The organism is Streptomyces sp. NPDC059454 (genome assembly GCF_042749965.1).
In the GTDB taxonomy this organism is placed as follows: domain Bacteria; phylum Actinomycetota; class Actinomycetes; order Streptomycetales; family Streptomycetaceae; genus Streptomyces.
This window is the reverse complement of record NZ_JBHYVC010000001.1, coordinates 204,666-223,664: the sequence shown is the minus strand read 5'-3', so window position 1 is coordinate 223,664 and position 18,999 is coordinate 204,666. Positions and strand designations below refer to the sequence as shown.

Below are 18,999 nucleotides of genomic sequence, written 5' to 3'. Positions count from 1 at the left end.
AACCACTCCGACGACTGACGACGGACAGCAAGAAGGCCCAGGTCGATGACCTGGGCCTTCTTCATGGAGCGGGTGACGAGAATCGAACTCGCGCTCTCAGCTTGGGAAGCTGCGATCATTCGCGGCCGGATCGGCCGCTGACCTGCACGAACGGTACGGATGCCGCCTCGTCGGCCTCGGCGGCTTTCACCGTGGTTCCCCGCTGTTCCCCGCTCCGTCTGGTGCGCTTGTGGTGCGCGGCTGGCGACTGATCGGAATCTCGTAGACGATCTCGCAGAGCGCGGCGGGTACCACGATGTCCGCGGTCTCCACGGGCCGTCCCTGGTCGCTGTAGTACGTCCGCCGGATGTGCGTGACGAGCGCGCCCTTCTGGACGCCGAGGAGTGAGGCCTCCTCGGCTGTCGCCTGCCTCGGCTCCGGTTGCTCCACGGCGTGGGTGACGGTGACGCCGATCTCCGCCATGCGGTTCACCACCCCTGCCCCGGCGTGCGGTCCTCCCTCAGGGAGGACGACGAGTGTGCCGCCGGTGAGGTCGTACGGCTCCCAGCTCGTCGACAGCTGCACCGGCCTGCCGTCGGCGAGGAACTCGTACGCCGTCCGCACGCACAGCTCGCCTTCGGCGATACCGAGCCGCGCCGCGACCTCCGCCGGTGCCGGAACCTTGGCCTCGGTCCGGCTCTCCCAGTCGCCTTGCCTGCCCACGGCCTTCATGTCCGCGCGGAACGGTGAGCTGCTGGGCTGCTCACGCGCCGATGACCTGACCACCCGTACGCGTTGCCGTGGCTCGGCGACGTAGGTGCCGGAACCGGCGCGGCCTTCCAGCACACCTTGGGAGATCAGCAACTCCTGTGCCCGGCGCACCACGTTGTCGCCGACGCCGTACTCCTGGCCGATCTGGGCGCGGGAGGGAAGCCGGTCCCCCGGCTCCCACTCGTGCTCCGCGATCCGCCGCCGAAGCTCGTCGGCGATGCGGAGGTAGGGCGGTTGCTCAGGCATATGGAAAATCTAGTCCACTAGCTCTAATCTAGTTAACTAGCTTCACTCAACGTGATCGCCGCTAACCGGAGGGCTGCCCTGTGCCTGCTTCCACAGTGCGCGCGGAGGCCATCGCGGCCCGGTTATCGGCCGTCGGGCTCGCCACGCGCGTGGAGGAGCGCGACGACTGCACGGCCATCGAGGCGGAGGTGCCGGAACCACTCTCTGCCGAGTCATGGCGGGAGGTCCTGGAAGCGGTGGCCGATGCCGACCGCTTCGGCCTCCTCGCCACCAGTTCGAACGACCGCACCCTCTGGGCGGTCGTACGCAAAAGGTCCCCGCGACGGGCGATGTCGGGGGACCGGGCCATCAGCGACAGGAGCTGAACAGCGTGCTCAATCGTATCCGTCGTACCGTCTCGAACCTCAGGGAGCGGTACTTCCACAAAGGCCGGCACCGCCGCCCTGTAACGCCCGTGCGGCCGGTGGCCGTTTCCCCGGACGTCGCTTACGGGGCGGTGCTGTTGCTGCGTCGGCACCGCGAGCACACGGGCGTTCTCGTGGGCGAGGAGACGGCGCTCGTCCGCCCGTATGTACTCGCCAGTGAGGCGCGCGCACGGCACCGCTCAGCGGCTGTGAACTGCGCTCCGCTCGCCGGTCCTCGGCACGCCTCGGCAGGTGACCGCTGATGCCTTCCCGCCAACAGCCCCACACCGCCCAGACAGGGCCCGACTCCTTCCGGTCGACCTCCTGCCGGATCGGTACGCACCACGCCTGTGCGGAGTCGCCCCCGGCCACCGCCCCGGTTGACGTGCCGGTGATCTACGAAGCCTGCACCTGCTCGTGCCACACCATCGCCAATTGCCCCGCACCGCCGGAGGCGGCACGGTGAGGGGAACGGCACTTAGTGGCGCGGTGCTCTCTCCTGTCGAGATCACCTCCGCCAGCGTGCAGCGCGGCGACATCATCCAGGTCGGGGGCCAGCAGTGCCGGGTGACTGACCTCTTCCAACTGCCCGGCGGAGCCAAACGACTCGTCTTCGACTCGGGCGAATTGCTGACCATCCACACGGGGACCCGGCTCGTCGCCCTGCGGCTCGTGCGAGTGAGAGGCGGTGATCCCGCCCGTGCCCTCGCGTCGCGACGCCATCGCCGATGACCTCCGGGAGCGGATCGTCACCGGTCGGCTCAAGCCCGGTGAACGCCTGCCTTCTGAGGCGCACTTGGCCGCGCAATACATGGTCAGCACACCGACGCTGCGGAATGCCCTCGCCGTACTCCAGGCGGAAGGCCTCGTCGAGAAAATTCACGGCAAAGGGAACTTCGTTCGCCGCCCGCTCCGCAAGATCACGTACGTGGGAGGAGGCCGAACCCCCGACACACACAACGCGGATCTCGCACCTCTGAACATCACCGTCCACACCACCAGGGTTCGAGCCCACGGGCACCTGGCGGCCCTGCTGAAGATGCCGACCGGCAGCCCTCTGACCGAAATCCTCTGTCTCGGCCATGAGGGCGACAGGCCCCACAGCCTGGCTCGCATCTACGTCCCTTGCGACCTGGCGCCGGCCGCCGTGCTCCGCGAGTCGCTCCCGTACGAGGCGGTGGTGACGCGACTGATGGAACTCCGCCCGCCGCTGGCTGAAGTCCGGGAGGAGATCAGCGTCCGCCTCCCCACACCGGAGGAGGCATCCACCCTTCGGATCAGCTCGGCCCTGACCGTTCTCGCCGTCACCCGCCAGACGGCCGATACCGCTGGACGTGTGGTCGAGGCGGCTCTCCTGGTGCTGCCGGGAGACCGCGCCGACGCGGTGTTCACCACTCACTACGTGATCGATGAGAGGGCGGCGGAAGGATGACGATGTCGAACGAACTACGGCTCCTCCCCTGGACGGGACCCGAGGGCAAGCCGTGCTTCCTCAGCACTGATGACAATGGCGGCCACATGTCCCGCCTGGCCGACAACCTCGAGTCAGTACAACTCGGCATGGCGACCGAACTCCTGGACCAGGCGTTGGACATGCTCGCCGAGGCCGATACGGACCCGGACGACCTGCGACTCCTGACGAAGGACCTGACTGGAGCTCTGCGGGACACGCTCCGCGTTGCGACCAGCCGCGGTCACCGCCTGGATAGCCGGTCTGGCTGACCAGCGGAACTGAAGAAGCCCACGGCTCTGACCAGATCAGATGCCGTGGGCTTCTGTCGTTGCTGGTCGACGTCGGCTGGCTTTGGACGGCCCGGGACGGCCCGGCTTTGCGCGCCCTACCAGCCTGGGAGAGACGACCTCTTCGTCCCGAAGCAACTCGGACGGGGGCTCTGCCTTGGGAGGGCGTGCCCTTCACCTGGGCTGATGGTCCGCAGCCGTCCGCGCTCGTCCGCCGTTGTTCGTCGGCGTTGTCACGCAGTTAGACACTCACCCAGCAGGCGCTATGAGAGCTTCAGTCGCCCGCGAACCACAGGTAACTGCCTGGAGTGGCTGCGCACTCACCCAGCATCCTCGCGAGGTCGTCCAATGCGGCGAGCTGACGCTCGTCACTGCATCTCTGCTTCAGATTGCCAATCTCACGGACGGCGGCTGCGGCCTCCTGCTCGTTCATCAACGTGTCCCCGTACAGATCGACGGCAGTTAGCCTCCCGGGTACGCCGAGGAGCTGAAGCGAGCCGAGCGCATCGGCCAGAGCGTCGCCATGCCCGTAGGAACTCTGCAAGAGCGTCGCGCGCCAGTTCTTGCGCGCCGGCCGTGATGAGTGCAGCTCCAGATCAATCCCCATGCCTCATGATGCACACGCTGTGCTGTTGGACAGCTGTTCGTGACCTGCGCGGCCACACGTGGTCAAGGCCCTTCGCACACAGGTGTCTTCTTGCCCTGGGTCTTGTCGGAGATCTTGATGAGCTGGGTTTTTACTGGTCAGGGGCAATTGGCGCGTGCGCCTGGTGGTCGTCATTGACCACTGTCGAGCGACCTGGGACGGCCTAGAGACGGCCCGGCGCTGACACCCTCTGGCTTCTCAGGAGCAGGCCGTTGTCAGTGGCTACGGCTAGGGTCACGGGCGCGCGGTCGGCATCCGAGGTGCCCAGCTCTGTAGTGCAGCTGCATCCCCGGTTCTGTCTGGGGGCGGCCCGGGAACAGCCCGGGACCTAACCGACGGCCGGGCTTCGTCGATGGCCAAGAGCGAGACCTGCCAGCGCCGGCCGCGCGCTTCTTCGTCTCGAACCGCTGGCTGAAGGTCCATCGAGAATCAGTGGCTGGTCGGAAGGCTCGGTGGTCGGCTGAGGTTCGGCCCTCGACACCCGCTTTAGGAGAGAGGCTGGGTGATCTGCGGGTTGAGCTGCGGTTTCGCCGACCGAGGAAGCGGGCGGCTACTCGACTGCCAGGCACCGGTGTTGACCGTGGCTGACCCCTGCATCTGGCACGGTTGTGGCACGAACCCCAGCCGACGACAGTCAGCCACGACGGCGGGTGCGCCGAGCGACCATGTACGCGTGTGCCTCGCTGCACCCCTACCGGCCTCCACCACGCTGGCAGCGTCCGTCGACCACAGCACGCCACGATGGCCGGCGCGTCATGACGGTGCCTGAGCCCATAGCTGAGGAGTTGAGTTCTCCGGGCTTAGGCATGGCTCAACCAGTGTCGCAGATCCAATCGGGTGACCTGCGGCTGTCGCCGCCTACGACTGTCGTTAGTAGTCGTCACCGGTCGCCACTGAGCGGCCTCGGACGGCCCAGAGACGGCCCAGAGACGGCCCAGCGAAGATCACTCGTCGGCCGCCAGCCACTCATCGAGCCGGACCTTGACCTGGTGGTTTTGGGCGGCGCGCCAGACGACCGAGCCAGGTGCTGTTGTCAACTTCGATCCAGATCTGGTGGGCCTTTGCTCTATGGTGATTTGTCTCAGGCATCAAACCAGGGGGTTGGAATGCTGAACGAGGCTCTGACAGCCATGGCCGCAGCGGGCGGGACGGCTGTAGTACAGGCGGCCGGGACAGACGTCTGGATGGTTGTACGGAGCCGAGTGGCTGCACTGTTGGGTCGGGATGATGTAACAGAACAGACCGTGCTGGCCAGGTTGGACCGCACTCTGGCTGAGCTCCAAGAAGGCCATCGGCCCGACGAGGCCACACAAGCGCGCCTCGTGGACGCCTGGCGAACTCGATTCGAAGACTTCCTCGAAGATCTTCCTGAGGAGGACCAGGAGAACGCCACACAGGCACTGCGAGACATTGCTGCGCTGGGTGCCCTCGGTCAGGGCAACACGTGGGCGGGTGACCGAGGGTTGGCGGTTGGCGGAGATCTTCATGTGCAGGCAGAGCACGGGTCCGTGGCTGGCGGAGTATTGAATGTAGAGGGCGGCCTGAGCTTTGCAAACCCTCCCTTGCCGGAGGCAGGCCAGGGCTGACCGCTTCCGGCAATTCACAAAGCCCGCAGGTCGCAGCAGAGACGTCCGTGCTCGCAAGTAATGGCGGGCTAGCGGCTGGATACATTGGCCAGTTGGTCATGTCCTCGTCGTCAACGGAAGCGGACAATTCCGCGATCCTGATTGGCAGCCCTCCCAGAGAAGCTGACTGTTTCCAGGAACGGAAAGAGAGTGAGCGTCTAGCCCTAGAACTTGCATCAGCAGACGCGGTACCCGAAGCCTGCTTTTTGATCGGGGGAGGCGGGGTAGGCAAAACTCAAATTGCCGCACGCTACGTCAGGGAACGCTTAAATGAGCGATCAGTCGATGTGGTTGTATGGGCCTCAGCCAGCAGTAGAGATTCGGTACAGTATTCTTACGCTGAGGCGATCCATGCTCTGACGGGTGCTGATGCCAGTGACGCAGAAGGTGCCTCCGCCCGCTTCCTGGCCTGGGCTCATACCACGGATAAAAAGTGGTTGGTCGTACTGGATGACCTAACCACACCCTCTACCCTCAAGGGACTTTGGCCCCCTTCAAGCAAAAGCGGTAGGGTTTTGGTGACAACTCGCCGGAGAGACGCAGCACTCTCTGCCGCGCGATGGCGCCGCATTCCCGTAGATATCTTCCGTGCGGACGATTCCGTGAGCTATCTAACTGAAAAACTCTCAGTTTGCGGAATCATCGAAAGCCCTCAGGAGTTGCTGAACCTTGCGGATGACTTGGATCATTTACCACTAGCGCTGGCTCAGTCCGCTGCTTACTTGATCGATTCGGGTCTGGAATGTTCGCAATACCGAGAGCTGCTCGCTGATAGACGCCGCACACTAAGGGAGATTTTGCCAGACCAGGAAAGCCTGCCAGACGATCATAGTGACATAGTGACGGCTACTTGGTCACTTTCCATGGAACAGGCGAACTCACTTACGCCGCATGGCGTTGCTCGCCCACTGCTCCAGATCGCCGCCGTCCTTAGCCCTAACGGTATCCCAAGGCGGGTCTTCGCAACATCCGCCGTACGGGAATACCTACGCAGTTTTATAGATGGGATGACAGAAGAGCATCTAACAGAGGCTCACGTAAAGGCTGCACTGCGTAATCTCCACAGACTCAGCCTGCTGGATGATAACTCTGCGGCATTGCCCGGTTCGGAGGTGTCGGTGCACGCACTGGTGCAGCGGGCAGTCGTGGAAACATTGAGCGAAGAAACCTACCACACCACTATCCAAGCGGCCGCAGACAGCCTACTCGAGGCATGGCCAGAGAGTCCACTTCAGTCGGACTACATACGAGCCTTGAGGACGAACGCGGAGTTCATGCGCGATAATTTTCTCCCTCGATTGCTGTCTGATTACTGTCACGAGCTGCTCTGCAGGCATGGCGAAAGCCTCATCGCGGCCGGCCTGGCGTCAGCTGCGGTGGATCACTTTGAGATACTTCGGTCTGCTGTTACAGCGATTGATCCATCTCGTCCCGACCTCACCTTCCTGAGGGTGTCACTGGGTGATGCTCTCGAAGAGGCGGGGCAGACCACGAAGGCATTGAGAGAATATCGAGAAGTCCTCAATGACGAGTTGGAACATCGCGGCAAGGATGACGGATGGGTTCTGCATATCTGGAGCTCCTTGGCCGAATGCCTAGGACGCGCCGGTGACGCGAAGGGTTCAGTGCGCGAATTCGAGAAGCTCTTGATGGAGAGAATTCGAGTTAACGGTCCTGATCACGAGTACACATTTGACACACGCCGTCGTCTAGTGGTGGCGCGGAGTCGTGCCGGTGACATCCCTGGAGCAATTGCCACCTGCGAGGAACTACTGGAAGACGAACTGCGAGTTCACGGTAGAGATCACAGGCACACCTGGCACACTCAAACTCACCTCGCGGACGAGATTGGTGCTTCTGGTGACGTAACCACAGCAATCGAAATCTTGGAAGGTGTGTTACGTCAGATTACGCGACAGTACGGAGAACACCACGAGGAGACGTTTTCGGTTCGCCGTCACCTCGCGCAATGGTACGCCGAGGATGAACGTTACAAAGTGGCTATCGAGACTGTCCAGTCACTGCTGCAAGACGAGCAGGCAGCCTTCGGGGAAAGTCACCCGAGAGTGCTAGATCTTCAGTCCGACCTTGCCGACTATATTGGAGTCGCCAGCGACCCAAGTCGCGCTCTTGAGATCGCTCGAGATGTGTACGAAAAGCATCTTTCCGAGCTAGGCCCTGAGCATCCGGAAACTCTGGACGCCAGAGGATTGGTCGCGCATTGGAAGGGCCGGTCAGGTAATTGGCAAGAAGCAGCTCGCGAGTATGAGACGTTGCTTAAGGATTGCGAGCATATTCTGGGTCCTGATCACCTGATGACCGTCAGAATGGTGATGCTGCTCGCTTCAGCGTTGCGTAATACCGGAGACCTCCGAGGGGCACTCTCGTCCTATCAAAGGCTCGCTCGCGACAGGGAGAGAATTCACGGATCCGACGACCCCCGCACATTGAAGGCTCGGGACTACCTGGCTTACCACTTGCATTTTATGGGAGAGCGGGAAAAAGCTTTGGAGGCGTTCAAGCAAGTGCACCTTGATCAAGTTCGCCTGCTAGGGGAAGATCATCCGGACACGCTACATACACGCGAACACATTGAAGATCTGGAGATCTAATGCCGTTATATCTTCAGGTTGGCACGTGGATTGAGGTCGGCGGAACGGCTTTGGGCTGGAGCTGATTTGGCGCGAGTGATCATGGCCCATTACGCTGGCCCGCGGATCGGGCAGGTTTGTGAGCCTGCCCGTTAGTGCCCGATCTTGGGCCATGATCTTCGAGGCTCGCGCCAAATTGGCTGCCTAAAGCCGTGGAGCCGACCGGCCTCAGCCACGGAGGGTTTCCCCACCTCTGCACGCAGCGCGCCGCCGGGCGCGGCCAGCCGGGGCGGAGACAGGAGGCAGGCCGCGCCGCAGAGGCGGCGCGCGCCCGCGCCGTGCGCGGGCTTGATGAAGTAGGGAAAGTCTTATCCCGCTGGGATGAGCTGTTTGCCGTCGTGGCTCCGTACGTGGGGGCCGTTGCCGTCCAAGGCGTCCAAGAGCCTGATCGCGTAGACCTCGGCCATGCGCTCGCTGACCTCGTCGGGTGTGAGCCAGGAGACGGCCGTCGACTCGCTCGATGTGCGCTCAGTGCCGCCGGAGGGCTTGCAGCGGAAGACCAGGGCGACGATGCCGCGGGTTGTGTTCTTGTAGACGCCGGTGAGTTCATCCACCTCGACGTGGATGCCGGTCTCCTCCAGGACCTCGCGGGCTACGCCGGCCTCCGGGGTCTCGTCGAGTTCGAGCACGCCGCCGGGGAGTTCCCATGTGCCGTTGTCGGCCCGGCGGATGGCCAGGAGGCGCCCGTCCTCGCGCACCACTACTCCGGCGACGGAGACGGAGTGCAGGGGTGAGGGCGTTGCTTCCTGTGATTGACTCATGTACAGGAGCATAGGAGGCGGAGAACGACTATGGGAACTGCGGTAGAGGGGGGCAGGTCGGGGCCTCGGTACGTGCAGATCGCCGATGAGATCGTGCGGCAGATCCGGGCCGGTGTGCTCAAGCCCGGCGACATGGTGCCGAGTGAGTCGGAGCTGGTGGAGCGTTACGGCGTCTCGGGCGGCACGATCCGCAAGGCCATGGTCGAGGTGCGGGCGAGCGGGCTCGTCGAGACTCGGCACGGCAAGGGGTCGATCGTGAAGGACCGGCCGCCGGTGCGGCATCGGTCGTCGGATCGCTTCCGGCGGTCCCATCGGCAGGGAGGTAAGGCCGCGTACCTCGCGGAGTCCGCGCAGTCCGGCGCCACGGCCAAGGTGAGCGTCCTCTACATCGGGCCCATGGAGGCCCCCGAGGATGCCGCCCGGCGACTGGGCGTCCCCGCTGGCACTCAGGTGCTCGCACGTCGGCGTCTCTACTTCCGCAACGGCACCCCGGTCGAGACCGCCTCCTCGTACCTCCCGTGGGACGTCGTCAAGGAGATCCCGGAGCTGTTCGCCGAGAACCCCGGCGGCGGTGGCATCTACGCCCGACTCGAAGACCACGGGCACGAGTTCGCCGAGTTCGTCGAGACGCTGCAAGCGCGGCCGGCCTCCAAGGTGGAGGCGTCCGAGCTGGCGCTCAGCCCCGGTGCGCCGGTGGTTCACCTGATCCGTGAGGCTCGCACGACTGCGGGGCTCGTGGTCGAAGTCTGCGACACGCTCATGGCTGCTGACCAGTTCGTTTTCGAGTACCGGATCCCTGCCGCCGACTGACGCCTGCTCAACTCCTTGCGATCCGTCGTGACTTCTTAGCCGCGGCGGGTTGACTCATGTATAGGAGTCAGGCACTCTTCTTCCCATCACTCATGTACATGAGTGGCGGAGTTCGACATCTGTAGAGGAGTGATCTGCTGTGCGTCAGATTCCCGTGGAGACGTCCGGTGCCACCGTGATGGTCGCCAAGGCCCCACAGCCCAAGGTCCGTGACCGCCGTACCGGTGAGATCGCCACCGACATGGAGACCGGCGTCAAGTTGATGACGGTCGACGTGATGTTCGCGGCCAACGACGAGGTGGAGATCCTGTCCATCACCGTCCCGGAGACCGGCTTCTCCGGTGAGCTGGCCATGGGTACCCCGGTGGCGCTCACCGGCCTGGTCGCCCGACCGTGGGAGAACGAGTTCAACGGCCAGAAGCGGCACGGGATCGCCTTCCGCGCGGTCGCCGTCACCTCGCTGGTCGACGTCGACTCGGCCTCGAAGGCGGCCTGAGCCGTGACGTGGCCGACGGTCTTACTGCTGGTGGTCGTCGCCGCTGCGGGTCTCCTGCGGTGGCGGCGCCCCGCCTGGTACTGGCTGACCTTCGGGGTCACCCTCGCGGTTCTGCGGGTCCTGGTCCGGTACGGCTCGGTCATGGACGCTTGCGGCCTGACGGTCCCGCCCTCGCGCTGGCGTCTGACGCTGGCTCGGATGACCAACCGCCCGGCGCCAGAGTCCCGCGCACCGCGCATCCTGCGGGTACGGCCCACCCGCACCGGAATGGTCCTCCGGCTCAAACTCCGGCCCGGACAAGACGCTTTCGACGTCGCCGCCGCCTCGGACCGGCTGCGCCACTCCTTCGGCATGTACGGCGTGACCTCCCGTGAGCTGCGTTCGGGCGTGGTCGAGATCCGGATGACCGGCTACGACGTACTCAAGCGGGTGCAGATGCCTGCCAAGACGGACACCCGCCCGATGCGGGTCCCGGTCGCACTGCGGGAGGACGGCTCGGTCCACTACCGCGACTACCGTGCCGTCCCGCACGGCCTGACCCTCGGCGCCACGGAGTCCGGCAAGTCCGTCTATCAGCGCAACCTCGTCGCCGGCCTTGCTCCGCAGCACGTCGCCCTCGTCGGCATCGACTGCAAGCAAGGGGTGGAGCTGTTCCCGCTGGCGCGCCGGTTCTCCGCGCTCGCGGACAACCCTGACACCGCGCTGGAGCTCCTGGAGGCGCTGGTGTCCCACATGGGGGACGTGTATCAGCTCATCCGGGCCGAGCAGCGTGTCAGCGTCGCTGTGCCGGATGCGGAGATCGCCGCCGACATATGGGACCTGCCCGAAAACCTGCGGCCGGTGCCGGTCGTCGTCCTGGTCGACGAGGTCGCCGAACTCGCTCTCTTCGCGAGCAAGGAAGAGGAGAAGCGCCGGGACCGGATCATCACCGCCCTGGTCCGCCTCGCCCAGCTCGGCCGTGCGGCCGGCATCTATCTGGAGATCTGCGGGCAGCGCTTCGGCTCCGAACTCGGCAAGGGCATCACGATGCTGCGCGCCCAGCTCACCGGCCGCACCGCCCACCGCGTCAACGACGAAACCTCGGCGAACATGGCCTTCGGCGACATCGCCCCGGATGCTGTCCTGGCCGCCATCCAGATCCCCGCCGAGACTCGCGGGCTCGCCATCGCCGGGGACTCCACCGGCGGTTGGCACCGCATCCGCGCCCCGCACACCTCACTTCGGCAAGCCGTGAACACCTGCAACAAGTACGCCGACCGCACCCCGGATCTTCCCGCCCTGGCGGCCTTCCGGCCCTCGGTCGCCTCCGTGCCCTCGGCGCGTGTGCCGCTGTCCAAGACGGCCCCCGCCACCGCCTGATCTCTCCACATCCCACGGTCGGCGCGACCGTTCTTCGCGCCGTGTCCCTACCACCGCCATGCCTGATCACAGGAGGAGCTGTCATGACCCGCCCCGCCCTCCGCGTGGACGCCGTGCTCGTTCAGGCCGTCATCGCCGGGGCACTGTCCTTCGCCCATCTCCACGACCTCGCCGCCGCCGCTGGGCAGGATGGCTGGAAGGCCTGGGCCTATCCGGTCTCCGTAGACCTGCTCCTCGTCGCCGCCTGGCGTCGGCTGCGCACGGACGGGCCGTCCCGGCTGGCCTGGTGCTGGTTCCTGATCGCCCTGGTCGCCTCGCTCGGCGCCAATGTCGCCACCGCCGGGCTTCTCGACCTGGACGACGTTCCCGCCTGGCTGAGCATCCTGGTCGCCGCCTGGCCTGCCCTGGCCTTCATGGGCGGCACTCTCCTCGCCCACTCGTCCGCGGGCCACACCTCGGCTTCGCCGGGCCCTGCGCCGGTGCCGGACCCCGAACCGGCCTCCGCTGCTGAGCCGGAACCGGCCCCGGTCGACTCCGCCGACGCTGCCCTGTCCCTCCCGCCCGTCCACTCCGCTCCGGCGCCGCCGGCCGTTCCGGTCCCGGCCGCGCTGGTGGACCACGCCCGCAAGGTCGCGGCCGACCACGAGGAGCGGACCGGTGCCCGGATCGACACCGACACCCTGCGCGCCCGCCTCGGCGTCCCGCCGCACCTGGCCGACGCCATCGCCGCCCAACTCGCCTGACCTGAAGGGAGACACCTCGTGCTCGTCGACCCGGCCGACCTGACCGCCGCCGACCACCTCGACGCCGCCCGCGAGATGGCCGCCACCAACAGGCCCTTCCTCGCCCACCTGCTCGCCGAGGAGGCCGCCCGCCTCACCGCCGACCCGGCCACCGCCGCCGGTATCCGCGCTGCCTTCCCCGACCCGAACCTGACCCGAACGGAGACCGACTGATATGCCCGCCCGCGACTTCTTCCACTCCGTGATGCGGATCGGACCGGTGCAGATCGGCACCCACCGCGACCGCCACGGCACCACCAAGCACGCCGCCGTGTGCAGCAACGACGGCTGCGGCTGGTCCGCCGACTACTCCAGCCAGTCCGCCGCCCAGCTCGCCGCCCGCACCCACCGCTGCCGCGTCCGCTAGGAGGCCACCGCCATGGATGTCCCGCTCTGGTTCGCCCTGATCGTCGTCGGCTGGCTCGGCGTCAAGCTCGTCCGCCCGCCGTGGTGGCTGATCGCCGTGCTCCTCATCGGCGGCTTCCTCCTCGCTGACAGCGTGCTTGCCCCGGTCATCGACACCGCCGTCAAGTAAGGAGATCCGCTCATGTTCCGGCCCAAGCTCCCGACCATGCCCCAGCCCACTGGCTCCGTCACCCCGCCCGTCGTCGAGCCGACCACGATCATCCCGCCAACCTCGACCCCGCCGGCTCCCGTCGCCACGGTCCCGGTTCCGTCCCGGCCTACGGTCCAGCTCACCCCCGGCACCGCGCTCGCCCTCGTCGGCGGCGGCACGGCCGTCGTCCTGGTCGTCGGCGCCGTCCTGGTCTCCATGCTCCTGGCCGTCGCCATCACGGGCGCCTCGGTCGCCGTCTGCGCCCTGGTGATCCGCTCGCTCGTCAACGCCGACGCCAAGCGTCGCTGACCGGCCCCCGGGCGGCCTCGATACCGCCAAGCATCCGCCGCCCGGGAGCCGTCCCTGTCCGATCTCTCAACCGGAAGGAAGCACCCAGCATGGCGCATCGCGCCTCACTCGCGCCTGAGCCTCTGCTCGACCCGGTCGTCCTCGGCGATTTGCTGCGGGTGGCCTCGGCCGACGACTACACCCGATGGGAAGAACAGATCCGCCGCACCGGCGGCTGCTCCGACCCCATCCACCTCACCGGCTGGACCCTCCACAAGGACAAGACCACCGGCGAGACCCTGCACCACTACACCACCGCCGATGAACCCGGCGGACGCCTCCGCCTCGCCTGCGGCAACCGCCGCGCCTCCCGCTGCCCGGCCTGCGCCTGGACCTACGCGGGCGACACCTATCACCTCATCCGCGCCGGCCTCGCCGGTGACGACCGCCGCGACATCCCCGCCACCGTCCGCGATCACCCGCGCGTCTTCGCCACGCTCACCGCGCCCTCGTTCGGCCCGGTCCACAACCGGCCCGATCACGGCGTCTGCCGCTGCGGCACCCGCCACGCTTCCGACGCACCCGAACTGGGCACCGCCCTCGACCCGGCGACGTACGACTACGCGGGCGCCGTCCTCTTCAACAACCACGCCGGGCAGCTCTGGCAACGCTTCACCACCCGGCTCCGCCGCGAACTCGCCGCCCGCGGCGGCCTTCCTCGCCGGGAACTCGCCGATCACGTCCGCCTCTCGTACGGCAAGGTCGCCGAATTCCAGAAGCGGGGTGCCCTGCACTTCCATGCGGTGATCCGGCTGGACGGGCCGGAGGGTCCTGGAACACCGCCGCCCGCGTGGGCCACGGTCGGTGTCCTCGCCGACGCGATCGGTGCGGCTGCGGCACACTCCTACACATCGGTCTCCGTCCCGGCCGCCGGGGACCAACCGAACCGGTCCTTCCGCTGGGGCACACAGCTCGACGTCCGGCCGGTGAAGGCGTTCGGGGACGGCTCCGACATCACCGAACAGGCCGTCGCCTCCTACGTCGCCAAGTACTCCACCAAGGCAGCGGAGAACACCGGCACCCTCGACCGCCGCATCGGGGAGATCTCCGAGCTCGACCGCCACGGCGTGCCCGACCACACCCGCCGCCTCATCACCGCCTGCCGAGACCTCGACCCGCTGTATCCGGACCGGCGGCTGTGGGCCTGGGCTCACATGCTCGGCTTCCGCGGCCACTTCTCCTCGAAGTCCCGCCACTACTCCACCACCCTCGGCGCACTCCGCCAGGCACGCGCCGACTACCGCGCCGCACAGGACGCCGGGGCCCTCGGCCTGGACGACCGCGAGCCGGACACCGTCCTCGTCCTGGCGGACTGGCAGTACGCCGGCCACGGCCACACCCCCGGTGAATCCGCCCTCGCCGCCACCATCGCCCGGGACATCCGGCTCAACCGTGAGACCGCCCGCGAAGCACTACGCGACCAAGCCGGGACCGAGGGGGAGTGGTGACCATGGAGCGACTCCTCACCGTGAACCAGGTCGCCGAACGCCTCGGCACGGGCGTCCGCTTCGCGCGGCGGCTCATCGAGGAGCGGCGCATCCGGTACGTGAAGGTCGGCCGACACGTCCGCATCCCCGAGAGCGCCGTTCGCGACTACCTCGCCGCCCACACCGTGGAACCGGTGAGGCTCCGCCGCGCCGGACTGCGGAGGGCCGCCTGATGGCCAACAAGAAGGGCAGGCGCCGGCGCTTCGGTGCGGTGCGGCAGTACCGGTCCGGCCGGTGGACGGCTTCGTACCTCGGGCCCGATGGTGAGCGCATCCGGGCGGACGAGACCTTCGAGACCAAGAAGGACGCCGAGATCTGGCTGTCCCAGGTCGAGGCGGACCTCAGCCGCGGGGACTGGCGCGCTCCCGACGCCGGGTCCGTCAACTTCGGTGTCTACGCCGAGAAGTGGGTCGAGGAACGGGAGCTGGCCGTTCGGACCGAGGACCTGTACCGGCACCTGCTGCGCCTGTACATCCTCCCGGCGTTCGGCGGGCTCGACCTGGACGAGATCACGGCTCCGCGCGTGCGTGAGTGGCGCGCCGAACGGCTCCGCGCCACCCGGGCCAAGACCACCGTCGCCAAGGCGTACCGCCTCCTCAAGGGCATCCTTGAGACAGCCGTCGACGACGACCTGATCACGCGCAACCCGTGCCGGATCAAAGGGGCGGGCAAGGAGTCGGCGGCGGAACGGCGCATCGTCACCGTCGCCCAGGTCGACGCGCTCGCCGACGCTATCGGTATCCGCTGGCGGCTCATGGTCTACCTCGGCGCCTACGGTCCGATGCGGCCGGAGGAGTTGGCCGGCCTCCGCCGTCGGGACGTCGACGTCGACAACCTCGTGATCCGCGTGCGGGTCGCCGAGCCGGAGCGGACCAACGGCAGGCGGGCCCCCGGGCCGACCAAGTCCGATGCGGGTGCTCGCGTGGTCGTCCTCCCGCCCTTCCTCCGTAAGGAGGTGAGGCGGCACCTCGACTGGTTCGCCGAGAAGGGCCCGGACGGGTTGGTCTTCGTGGGGGAGAAGGGAGCGGCTTTCCGGCGTACGACCTTCGGGCGGAAGTGGCGGCGGGCCCGTGAGGTCGCCGGTCTCCCGGACGGCTTCCGCTTCTACGACCTCCGCCACACCGGACACACCCTGTCGACCCGTTCGGGTGCCACCCTCCGGGACACGATGGTGCGCGCCGGCCAGTCCTCCGAGAAGGCGGCGCTGATCTACCAGCACTCCGACGAGGACCGGCAACGGGAGGTCGCCGCCGGGCTCGACGACCTCGTACGCGCCGAGCGTGCGAAGCACCACACCGACGGTCGTGCGCACCACAAGGAGGAGCCACCGGAAAGCTAATGGTGCGGTTGTGGTGCGGCACCCGCTCACCGGTCTGGACAACAAAGAACCCCCGGGTCGATGACCTGGGGGTTTCGCATGGAGCGGGTGACGAGAATCGAACTCGCGCTCTCAGCTTGGGAAGCTGATGTTCTACCATTAAACTACACCCGCGTGATCCGGAGGCCCCGCCCTGAGCGGTGTCCGGATGCTCGGTCACTCTACCCCATGTCGGGCCCCCGGTGTTCAAGGCCGGGGGCCCGATGCTGTTTCAGGGGATGGATGCGGCTGCGGGGGGCAGGAGTTGGGGCGTACGGTGAAGGGGCGGGGTGCCGCCTGGAAGGCCGTTCCTTTGATCCCGTAATGTGGCTTTTGTCGTCAGGGTAGTCGGCCGGACCCGGCCAGACGCGGCCTCTTGGGGAAGGGACTCTTGGACTTGATGGAGCGCACCGTCGTCCGCTGTGCCGATGGGCACGTGTTCACCACCGCCTCGTTTCCGATGCAGAAGGCCGAGCGGCTCGGCCCCGGCCGGCTCCTGCGGTGTCCGCGCTGTGCGCGGCTTCGCAGTGTCGTGCCGGTGAGTCTTCAGAAGCAGTAACACCGGTAACAGCGAGGGCGCGCGGGGCGGCCGATTGTGGCCGTTCCGCGCGCCTTGCGTATCCTCGGGCCCGTGCTTCTCTCTGACAAGGACATCCGGGCCGAGATCGACGCCGGACGGGTGCGTATCGATCCCTACGACGACGCCATGGTGCAGCCGTCCAGCATCGACGTACGCCTCGACCGCTACTTCCGGGTGTTCGAGAACCACCGGTACCCCCACATCGACCCCGCCGTCGAGCAGGCGGACCTGACCCGGCTCGTGGAGCCGGAGGGGGACGAACCGTTCATCCTCCACCCCGGCGAGTTCGTGCTGGCCAGTACGTACGAGGTCATCACGCTGCCGGACGACCTCGCCTCGCGGCTGGAGGGCAAGAGCTCGCTCGGGCGGCTCGGGCTGGTCACCCACTCCACCGCCGGGTTCATCGACCCCGGCTTCTCCGGGCACGTGACCCTCGAACTCAGCAACCTCGCGACGCTCCCGATCAAGCTGTGGCCCGGCATGAAGATCGGGCAGCTGTGCATGTTCCGGCTCAGCTCGCCGGCCGAGCACCCGTACGGGAGCGAGCGGTACGGGTCGCGGTACCAGGGGCAGCGGGGGCCGACGGCCTCACGCTCCTACCTCAACTTCCACCGGACGCAGGTGTGAGCGGCATGCGGGAGAACCTCACCTACGAGCAGTTCGGGGTGGCCGTGCGCGAGCTCGCGCAGGCCGTCGCGGACGACGGGTACGAGCCCGACGTCGTGCTGAGCATCGCGCGCGGCGGGGTCTTCGTCGCCGGCGGGCTCGCGTACGCCCTCGACTGCAAGAACCTTCATCTGGTGAACGTCGAGTTCTACACCGGGGTGGGGACGACCCTCGAGATGCCGGTCATGCTCGCGCCCGTGCCCAACGCCATCGACTTCACCGACAAGAAGGTGCTGATCGCGGACGACGTCGCCGACACCGGCAAGACGCTCAAGCTCGTGCGCGACTTCTGCCTCGACGCCGTCGCCGAGGTGCGCAGCGCCGTGATCTACGAGAAGACGCAGTCGCTGGTGAAGTGCGAGTACGTCTGGAAGCGCACCGACGAGTGGATCAACTTCCCGTGGTCCGTGCTGCCGCCGTGCCGCAAGTCCGGTACGCCGATCACGCCGTCGGCAGAGGCGGGCTGAGGCCGGGCGCCCGCACCCGTGCGACCTGTGCGGCCGGGCGGCAAGGTGTGTTCGCCGATCTTGTCAGCCGGTCTGGGCCCGGCGGGCGCGGTCGGACATCATCGGAGTCAGGGTGTCGAGCGTGAGGGCGTTGTCGACCTTGGATATGACGGTGATCACCGTTCCCGTGCGCGTGATCGTGACGTTGAAGGTCCTGTCCATGTCGACGAGCCCGGTGTTCTGCGGGCGTGTCGTCGAGTACGCCAGGCTTTCGTCGCCGGCTTCGGGCATCGTCAGGGGCTGGGTGTCCGAGCTCTGCGACGGGGTCATCGCCGTATAGGCCTCGTGTGCCTTCGCGACGCTCGGGAACGCGTAGACGAAGAACTTGATTCCGCCTCCATTACCCGGGATGTAGTCGACGCGGCCGGTGAAGTCCGGTGCGCCTCCCCCCTCTTTCGCGGTTGAGCGCTCCACGCTGGGGGCTCGCGTCTGAGTCCACCCCGCCGGCAGACTTGCCCCGTCGGGCAGGACCTGCTCCACGGACGCTGCGTCGGTCAGCGACGCCCATGGGGCCTTCGCCGGATCCTCCGAGGTCTGTCCCGGCCCTCCGCTGTCGGACCCGCCGTCCTTGCCGGCTCCTGGTTTCTGGCGTGCGGTTCCCGGAGAGGCGTCCGGGGAGTCGTCCGGTGTGATCAGCTGGGCCCCGCCGTACACCGCGAGGCCCAGCAGCGCGACCAGCAGGACGCACAGAACCGTCAGTGCCGTGCGTCCGGAGGGGCTGTTGCTGAAAGTCACCGGCCCGAGCGAGATCGTGTTGCGGTTCACTCTGGCGCCGCCGCCGATCACCACACTGCTGGTGACCTGCGTGGGTGCCGTGGCCGGAGGCGGTCCCGCCAGCGCCGACGTGAGGCGGGCCGCGAAGTCCGCATCCGCCGCCACGGCGGTCCGCACCGCGTCATGCAGGCCGGCCACCGCCTGCGGGTCCTGCGGCTGCTCATCCAGGGCCTGCAGTGCCGCCTGCCCCTCGGGCGACGCGCCGATCCGCTCGCGCACGAGGGCGGAGACCGTCCGCCCGACTTCGGCCCCCGTCGCGGTCGCCACTCCCGCCGCGAGGTCCGAGATGATCTGTACGGCTCCTGCGACCATCGAAGACTCCATGAGGTCCCCCACCTCCATCATGCGCACGGCATAACTGACTCTGCATCAGAGTGACTCAGCGCACAATCGAAGTCACGGGTTTTCCCCGGGGCAGTGGGGAGTCGTCGTGCAGCCATGTGGGGTATCGCGAA

The 18,999-nt window shown here is 67.0% G+C and carries 22 protein-coding genes, 1 tRNA gene and 1 pseudogene; 18 read left to right on the top strand and 6 right to left on the bottom strand.

Annotated features, from left to right (window positions below; translation table 11 throughout):
* Window positions 1-186 precede the first annotated feature (186 nt).
* Window positions 187-996, bottom strand: a complete 810-nt coding sequence (locus tag ACFXAE_RS01090; RefSeq protein WP_384706326.1) for a GntR family transcriptional regulator — start codon at window positions 994-996, stop codon at window positions 187-189.
* An 80-nt stretch (window positions 997-1,076) separates the two neighbouring features.
* On the opposite strand from ACFXAE_RS01090, the pseudogene ACFXAE_RS01085 reads away from it, so the two are divergent.
* The 4 genes and pseudogenes from ACFXAE_RS01085 to ACFXAE_RS01070 form a co-directional block, all read left to right on the top strand.
* Window positions 1,077-1,351 (top strand): annotated as a pseudogene (locus ACFXAE_RS01085) (hypothetical protein); the annotation flags it as partial.
* Window positions 1,352-1,862: 511 nt separating this feature from the next.
* Window positions 1,863-2,132, top strand: coding sequence for a hypothetical protein (locus ACFXAE_RS01080; RefSeq protein WP_384706450.1), 270 nt, complete (start codon window positions 1,863-1,865; stop codon window positions 2,130-2,132).
* Window positions 2,089-2,832, top strand: coding sequence for a GntR family transcriptional regulator (locus ACFXAE_RS01075; RefSeq protein WP_384706324.1), 744 nt, complete (start codon window positions 2,089-2,091; stop codon window positions 2,830-2,832). The genes ACFXAE_RS01080 and ACFXAE_RS01075 overlap by 44 nt, the downstream gene beginning before the upstream one ends.
* Window positions 2,829-3,122, top strand: coding sequence for a hypothetical protein (locus ACFXAE_RS01070; protein WP_384706322.1), 294 nt, complete (start codon window positions 2,829-2,831; stop codon window positions 3,120-3,122). The genes ACFXAE_RS01075 and ACFXAE_RS01070 overlap by 4 nt, the downstream gene beginning before the upstream one ends.
* Before the next feature lie 292 nt (window positions 3,123-3,414).
* On the opposite strand, the gene ACFXAE_RS01065 is transcribed toward ACFXAE_RS01070, so the two are convergent.
* Together ACFXAE_RS01065 and ACFXAE_RS01060 are read right to left on the bottom strand one after the other, a co-directional pair.
* Window positions 3,415-3,747: a hypothetical protein gene (locus tag ACFXAE_RS01065; RefSeq protein ID WP_384706320.1), complete on the bottom strand. Its 333-nt coding sequence runs from the start codon at window positions 3,745-3,747 to the stop codon at window positions 3,415-3,417.
* A gap of 1,127 nt (window positions 3,748-4,874) precedes the next feature.
* On the bottom strand, window positions 4,875-5,273 hold the full coding sequence (locus ACFXAE_RS01060) for a hypothetical protein (protein WP_384706318.1): 399 nt from the start codon (window positions 5,271-5,273) through the stop codon (window positions 4,875-4,877).
* Window positions 5,274-5,470: 197 nt separating this feature from the next.
* Between ACFXAE_RS01060 and ACFXAE_RS01055 the strand changes: the two genes are divergently transcribed.
* Entirely contained in the window at window positions 5,471-8,023 is a 2,553-nt protein-coding gene (locus ACFXAE_RS01055) for a tetratricopeptide repeat protein (protein WP_384706448.1), read from the top strand.
* A gap of 347 nt (window positions 8,024-8,370) precedes the next feature.
* On the opposite strand, the gene ACFXAE_RS01050 is transcribed toward ACFXAE_RS01055, so the two are convergent.
* A complete protein-coding gene (locus tag ACFXAE_RS01050) occupies window positions 8,371-8,835 on the bottom strand; it encodes an NUDIX hydrolase (protein ID WP_167534432.1) in 465 nt (154 codons plus the stop codon).
* A gap of 18 nt (window positions 8,836-8,853) precedes the next feature.
* Here ACFXAE_RS01050 and ACFXAE_RS01045 point away from each other — a divergent pair, with 18 nt between their 5' ends.
* From ACFXAE_RS01045 to ACFXAE_RS00995, 11 genes are all read left to right on the top strand, one after another.
* On the top strand, window positions 8,854-9,633 hold the full coding sequence (locus ACFXAE_RS01045) for a GntR family transcriptional regulator (protein ID WP_150151064.1): 780 nt from the start codon (window positions 8,854-8,856) through the stop codon (window positions 9,631-9,633).
* A 139-nt stretch (window positions 9,634-9,772) separates the two neighbouring features.
* On the top strand, window positions 9,773-10,129 hold the full coding sequence (locus ACFXAE_RS01040; protein ID WP_004929398.1) for a hypothetical protein: 357 nt from the start codon (window positions 9,773-9,775) through the stop codon (window positions 10,127-10,129).
* Between the two features lie 3 nt (window positions 10,130-10,132).
* A complete protein-coding gene (locus tag ACFXAE_RS01035) occupies window positions 10,133-11,488 on the top strand; it encodes an FtsK/SpoIIIE domain-containing protein (RefSeq protein ID WP_384706315.1) in 1,356 nt (451 codons plus the stop codon).
* A gap of 83 nt (window positions 11,489-11,571) precedes the next feature.
* Window positions 11,572-12,231, top strand: a complete 660-nt coding sequence (locus tag ACFXAE_RS01030; protein WP_384706313.1) for a DUF2637 domain-containing protein — start codon at window positions 11,572-11,574, stop codon at window positions 12,229-12,231.
* A gap of 18 nt (window positions 12,232-12,249) precedes the next feature.
* On the top strand, window positions 12,250-12,444 hold the full coding sequence (locus ACFXAE_RS01025; protein WP_384706311.1) for a hypothetical protein: 195 nt from the start codon (window positions 12,250-12,252) through the stop codon (window positions 12,442-12,444).
* 1 nt (window position 12,445) lies between these two features.
* Window positions 12,446-12,637 (top strand): mobile element transfer protein, encoded by a 192-nt coding sequence (locus tag ACFXAE_RS01020; RefSeq protein ID WP_384706309.1) that lies wholly within the window; start codon window positions 12,446-12,448, stop codon window positions 12,635-12,637.
* Window positions 12,638-12,649: 12 nt separating this feature from the next.
* Window positions 12,650-12,805, top strand: a complete 156-nt coding sequence (locus tag ACFXAE_RS01015) for a hypothetical protein (protein WP_210963134.1) — start codon at window positions 12,650-12,652, stop codon at window positions 12,803-12,805.
* 12 nt (window positions 12,806-12,817) lie between these two features.
* Window positions 12,818-13,135 carry a SpdD-like protein gene (locus ACFXAE_RS01010; RefSeq protein ID WP_384706307.1) on the top strand — a complete coding sequence of 106 codons (318 nt, stop codon included), beginning with the start codon at window positions 12,818-12,820 and terminating at the stop codon, window positions 13,133-13,135.
* An 89-nt stretch (window positions 13,136-13,224) separates the two neighbouring features.
* Window positions 13,225-14,622, top strand: coding sequence for a replication initiator protein RepSA (gene repSA, locus ACFXAE_RS01005; protein WP_384706305.1), 1,398 nt, complete (start codon window positions 13,225-13,227; stop codon window positions 14,620-14,622).
* 2 nt (window positions 14,623-14,624) lie between these two features.
* The gene (locus ACFXAE_RS01000; protein ID WP_384706303.1) at window positions 14,625-14,834 is read left to right on the top strand and encodes a helix-turn-helix domain-containing protein; all 210 of its coding nucleotides are present in this window, start codon (window positions 14,625-14,627) and stop codon (window positions 14,832-14,834) included.
* On the top strand, window positions 14,834-16,000 hold the full coding sequence (locus ACFXAE_RS00995) for a tyrosine-type recombinase/integrase (RefSeq protein WP_384706301.1): 1,167 nt from the start codon (window positions 14,834-14,836) through the stop codon (window positions 15,998-16,000). Before ACFXAE_RS01000 ends, ACFXAE_RS00995 begins: the two co-directional genes overlap by 1 nt.
* Window positions 16,001-16,079: 79 nt before the next feature.
* On the opposite strand, the gene ACFXAE_RS00990 is transcribed toward ACFXAE_RS00995, so the two are convergent.
* Window positions 16,080-16,153: transfer RNA gene (locus ACFXAE_RS00990), tRNA-Gly, on the bottom strand.
* A gap of 496 nt (window positions 16,154-16,649) precedes the next feature.
* Here ACFXAE_RS00990 and dcd point away from each other — a divergent pair.
* Window positions 16,650-17,225 (top strand): dCTP deaminase, encoded by a 576-nt coding sequence (gene dcd, locus ACFXAE_RS00985; RefSeq protein WP_384706299.1) that lies wholly within the window; start codon window positions 16,650-16,652, stop codon window positions 17,223-17,225.
* A 5-nt stretch (window positions 17,226-17,230) separates the two neighbouring features.
* On the top strand, window positions 17,231-17,731 hold the full coding sequence (locus ACFXAE_RS00980) for a phosphoribosyltransferase (protein WP_384706297.1): 501 nt from the start codon (window positions 17,231-17,233) through the stop codon (window positions 17,729-17,731).
* A 63-nt stretch (window positions 17,732-17,794) separates the two neighbouring features.
* Here ACFXAE_RS00980 and ACFXAE_RS00975 read toward each other — a convergent pair whose 3' ends face one another.
* Complete coding sequence (locus tag ACFXAE_RS00975; RefSeq protein ID WP_384706295.1) at window positions 17,795-18,763, bottom strand: hypothetical protein; 969 nt, start codon at window positions 18,761-18,763, stop codon at window positions 17,795-17,797.
* Between the last annotated feature and the right edge of the window lie 236 nt (window positions 18,764-18,999).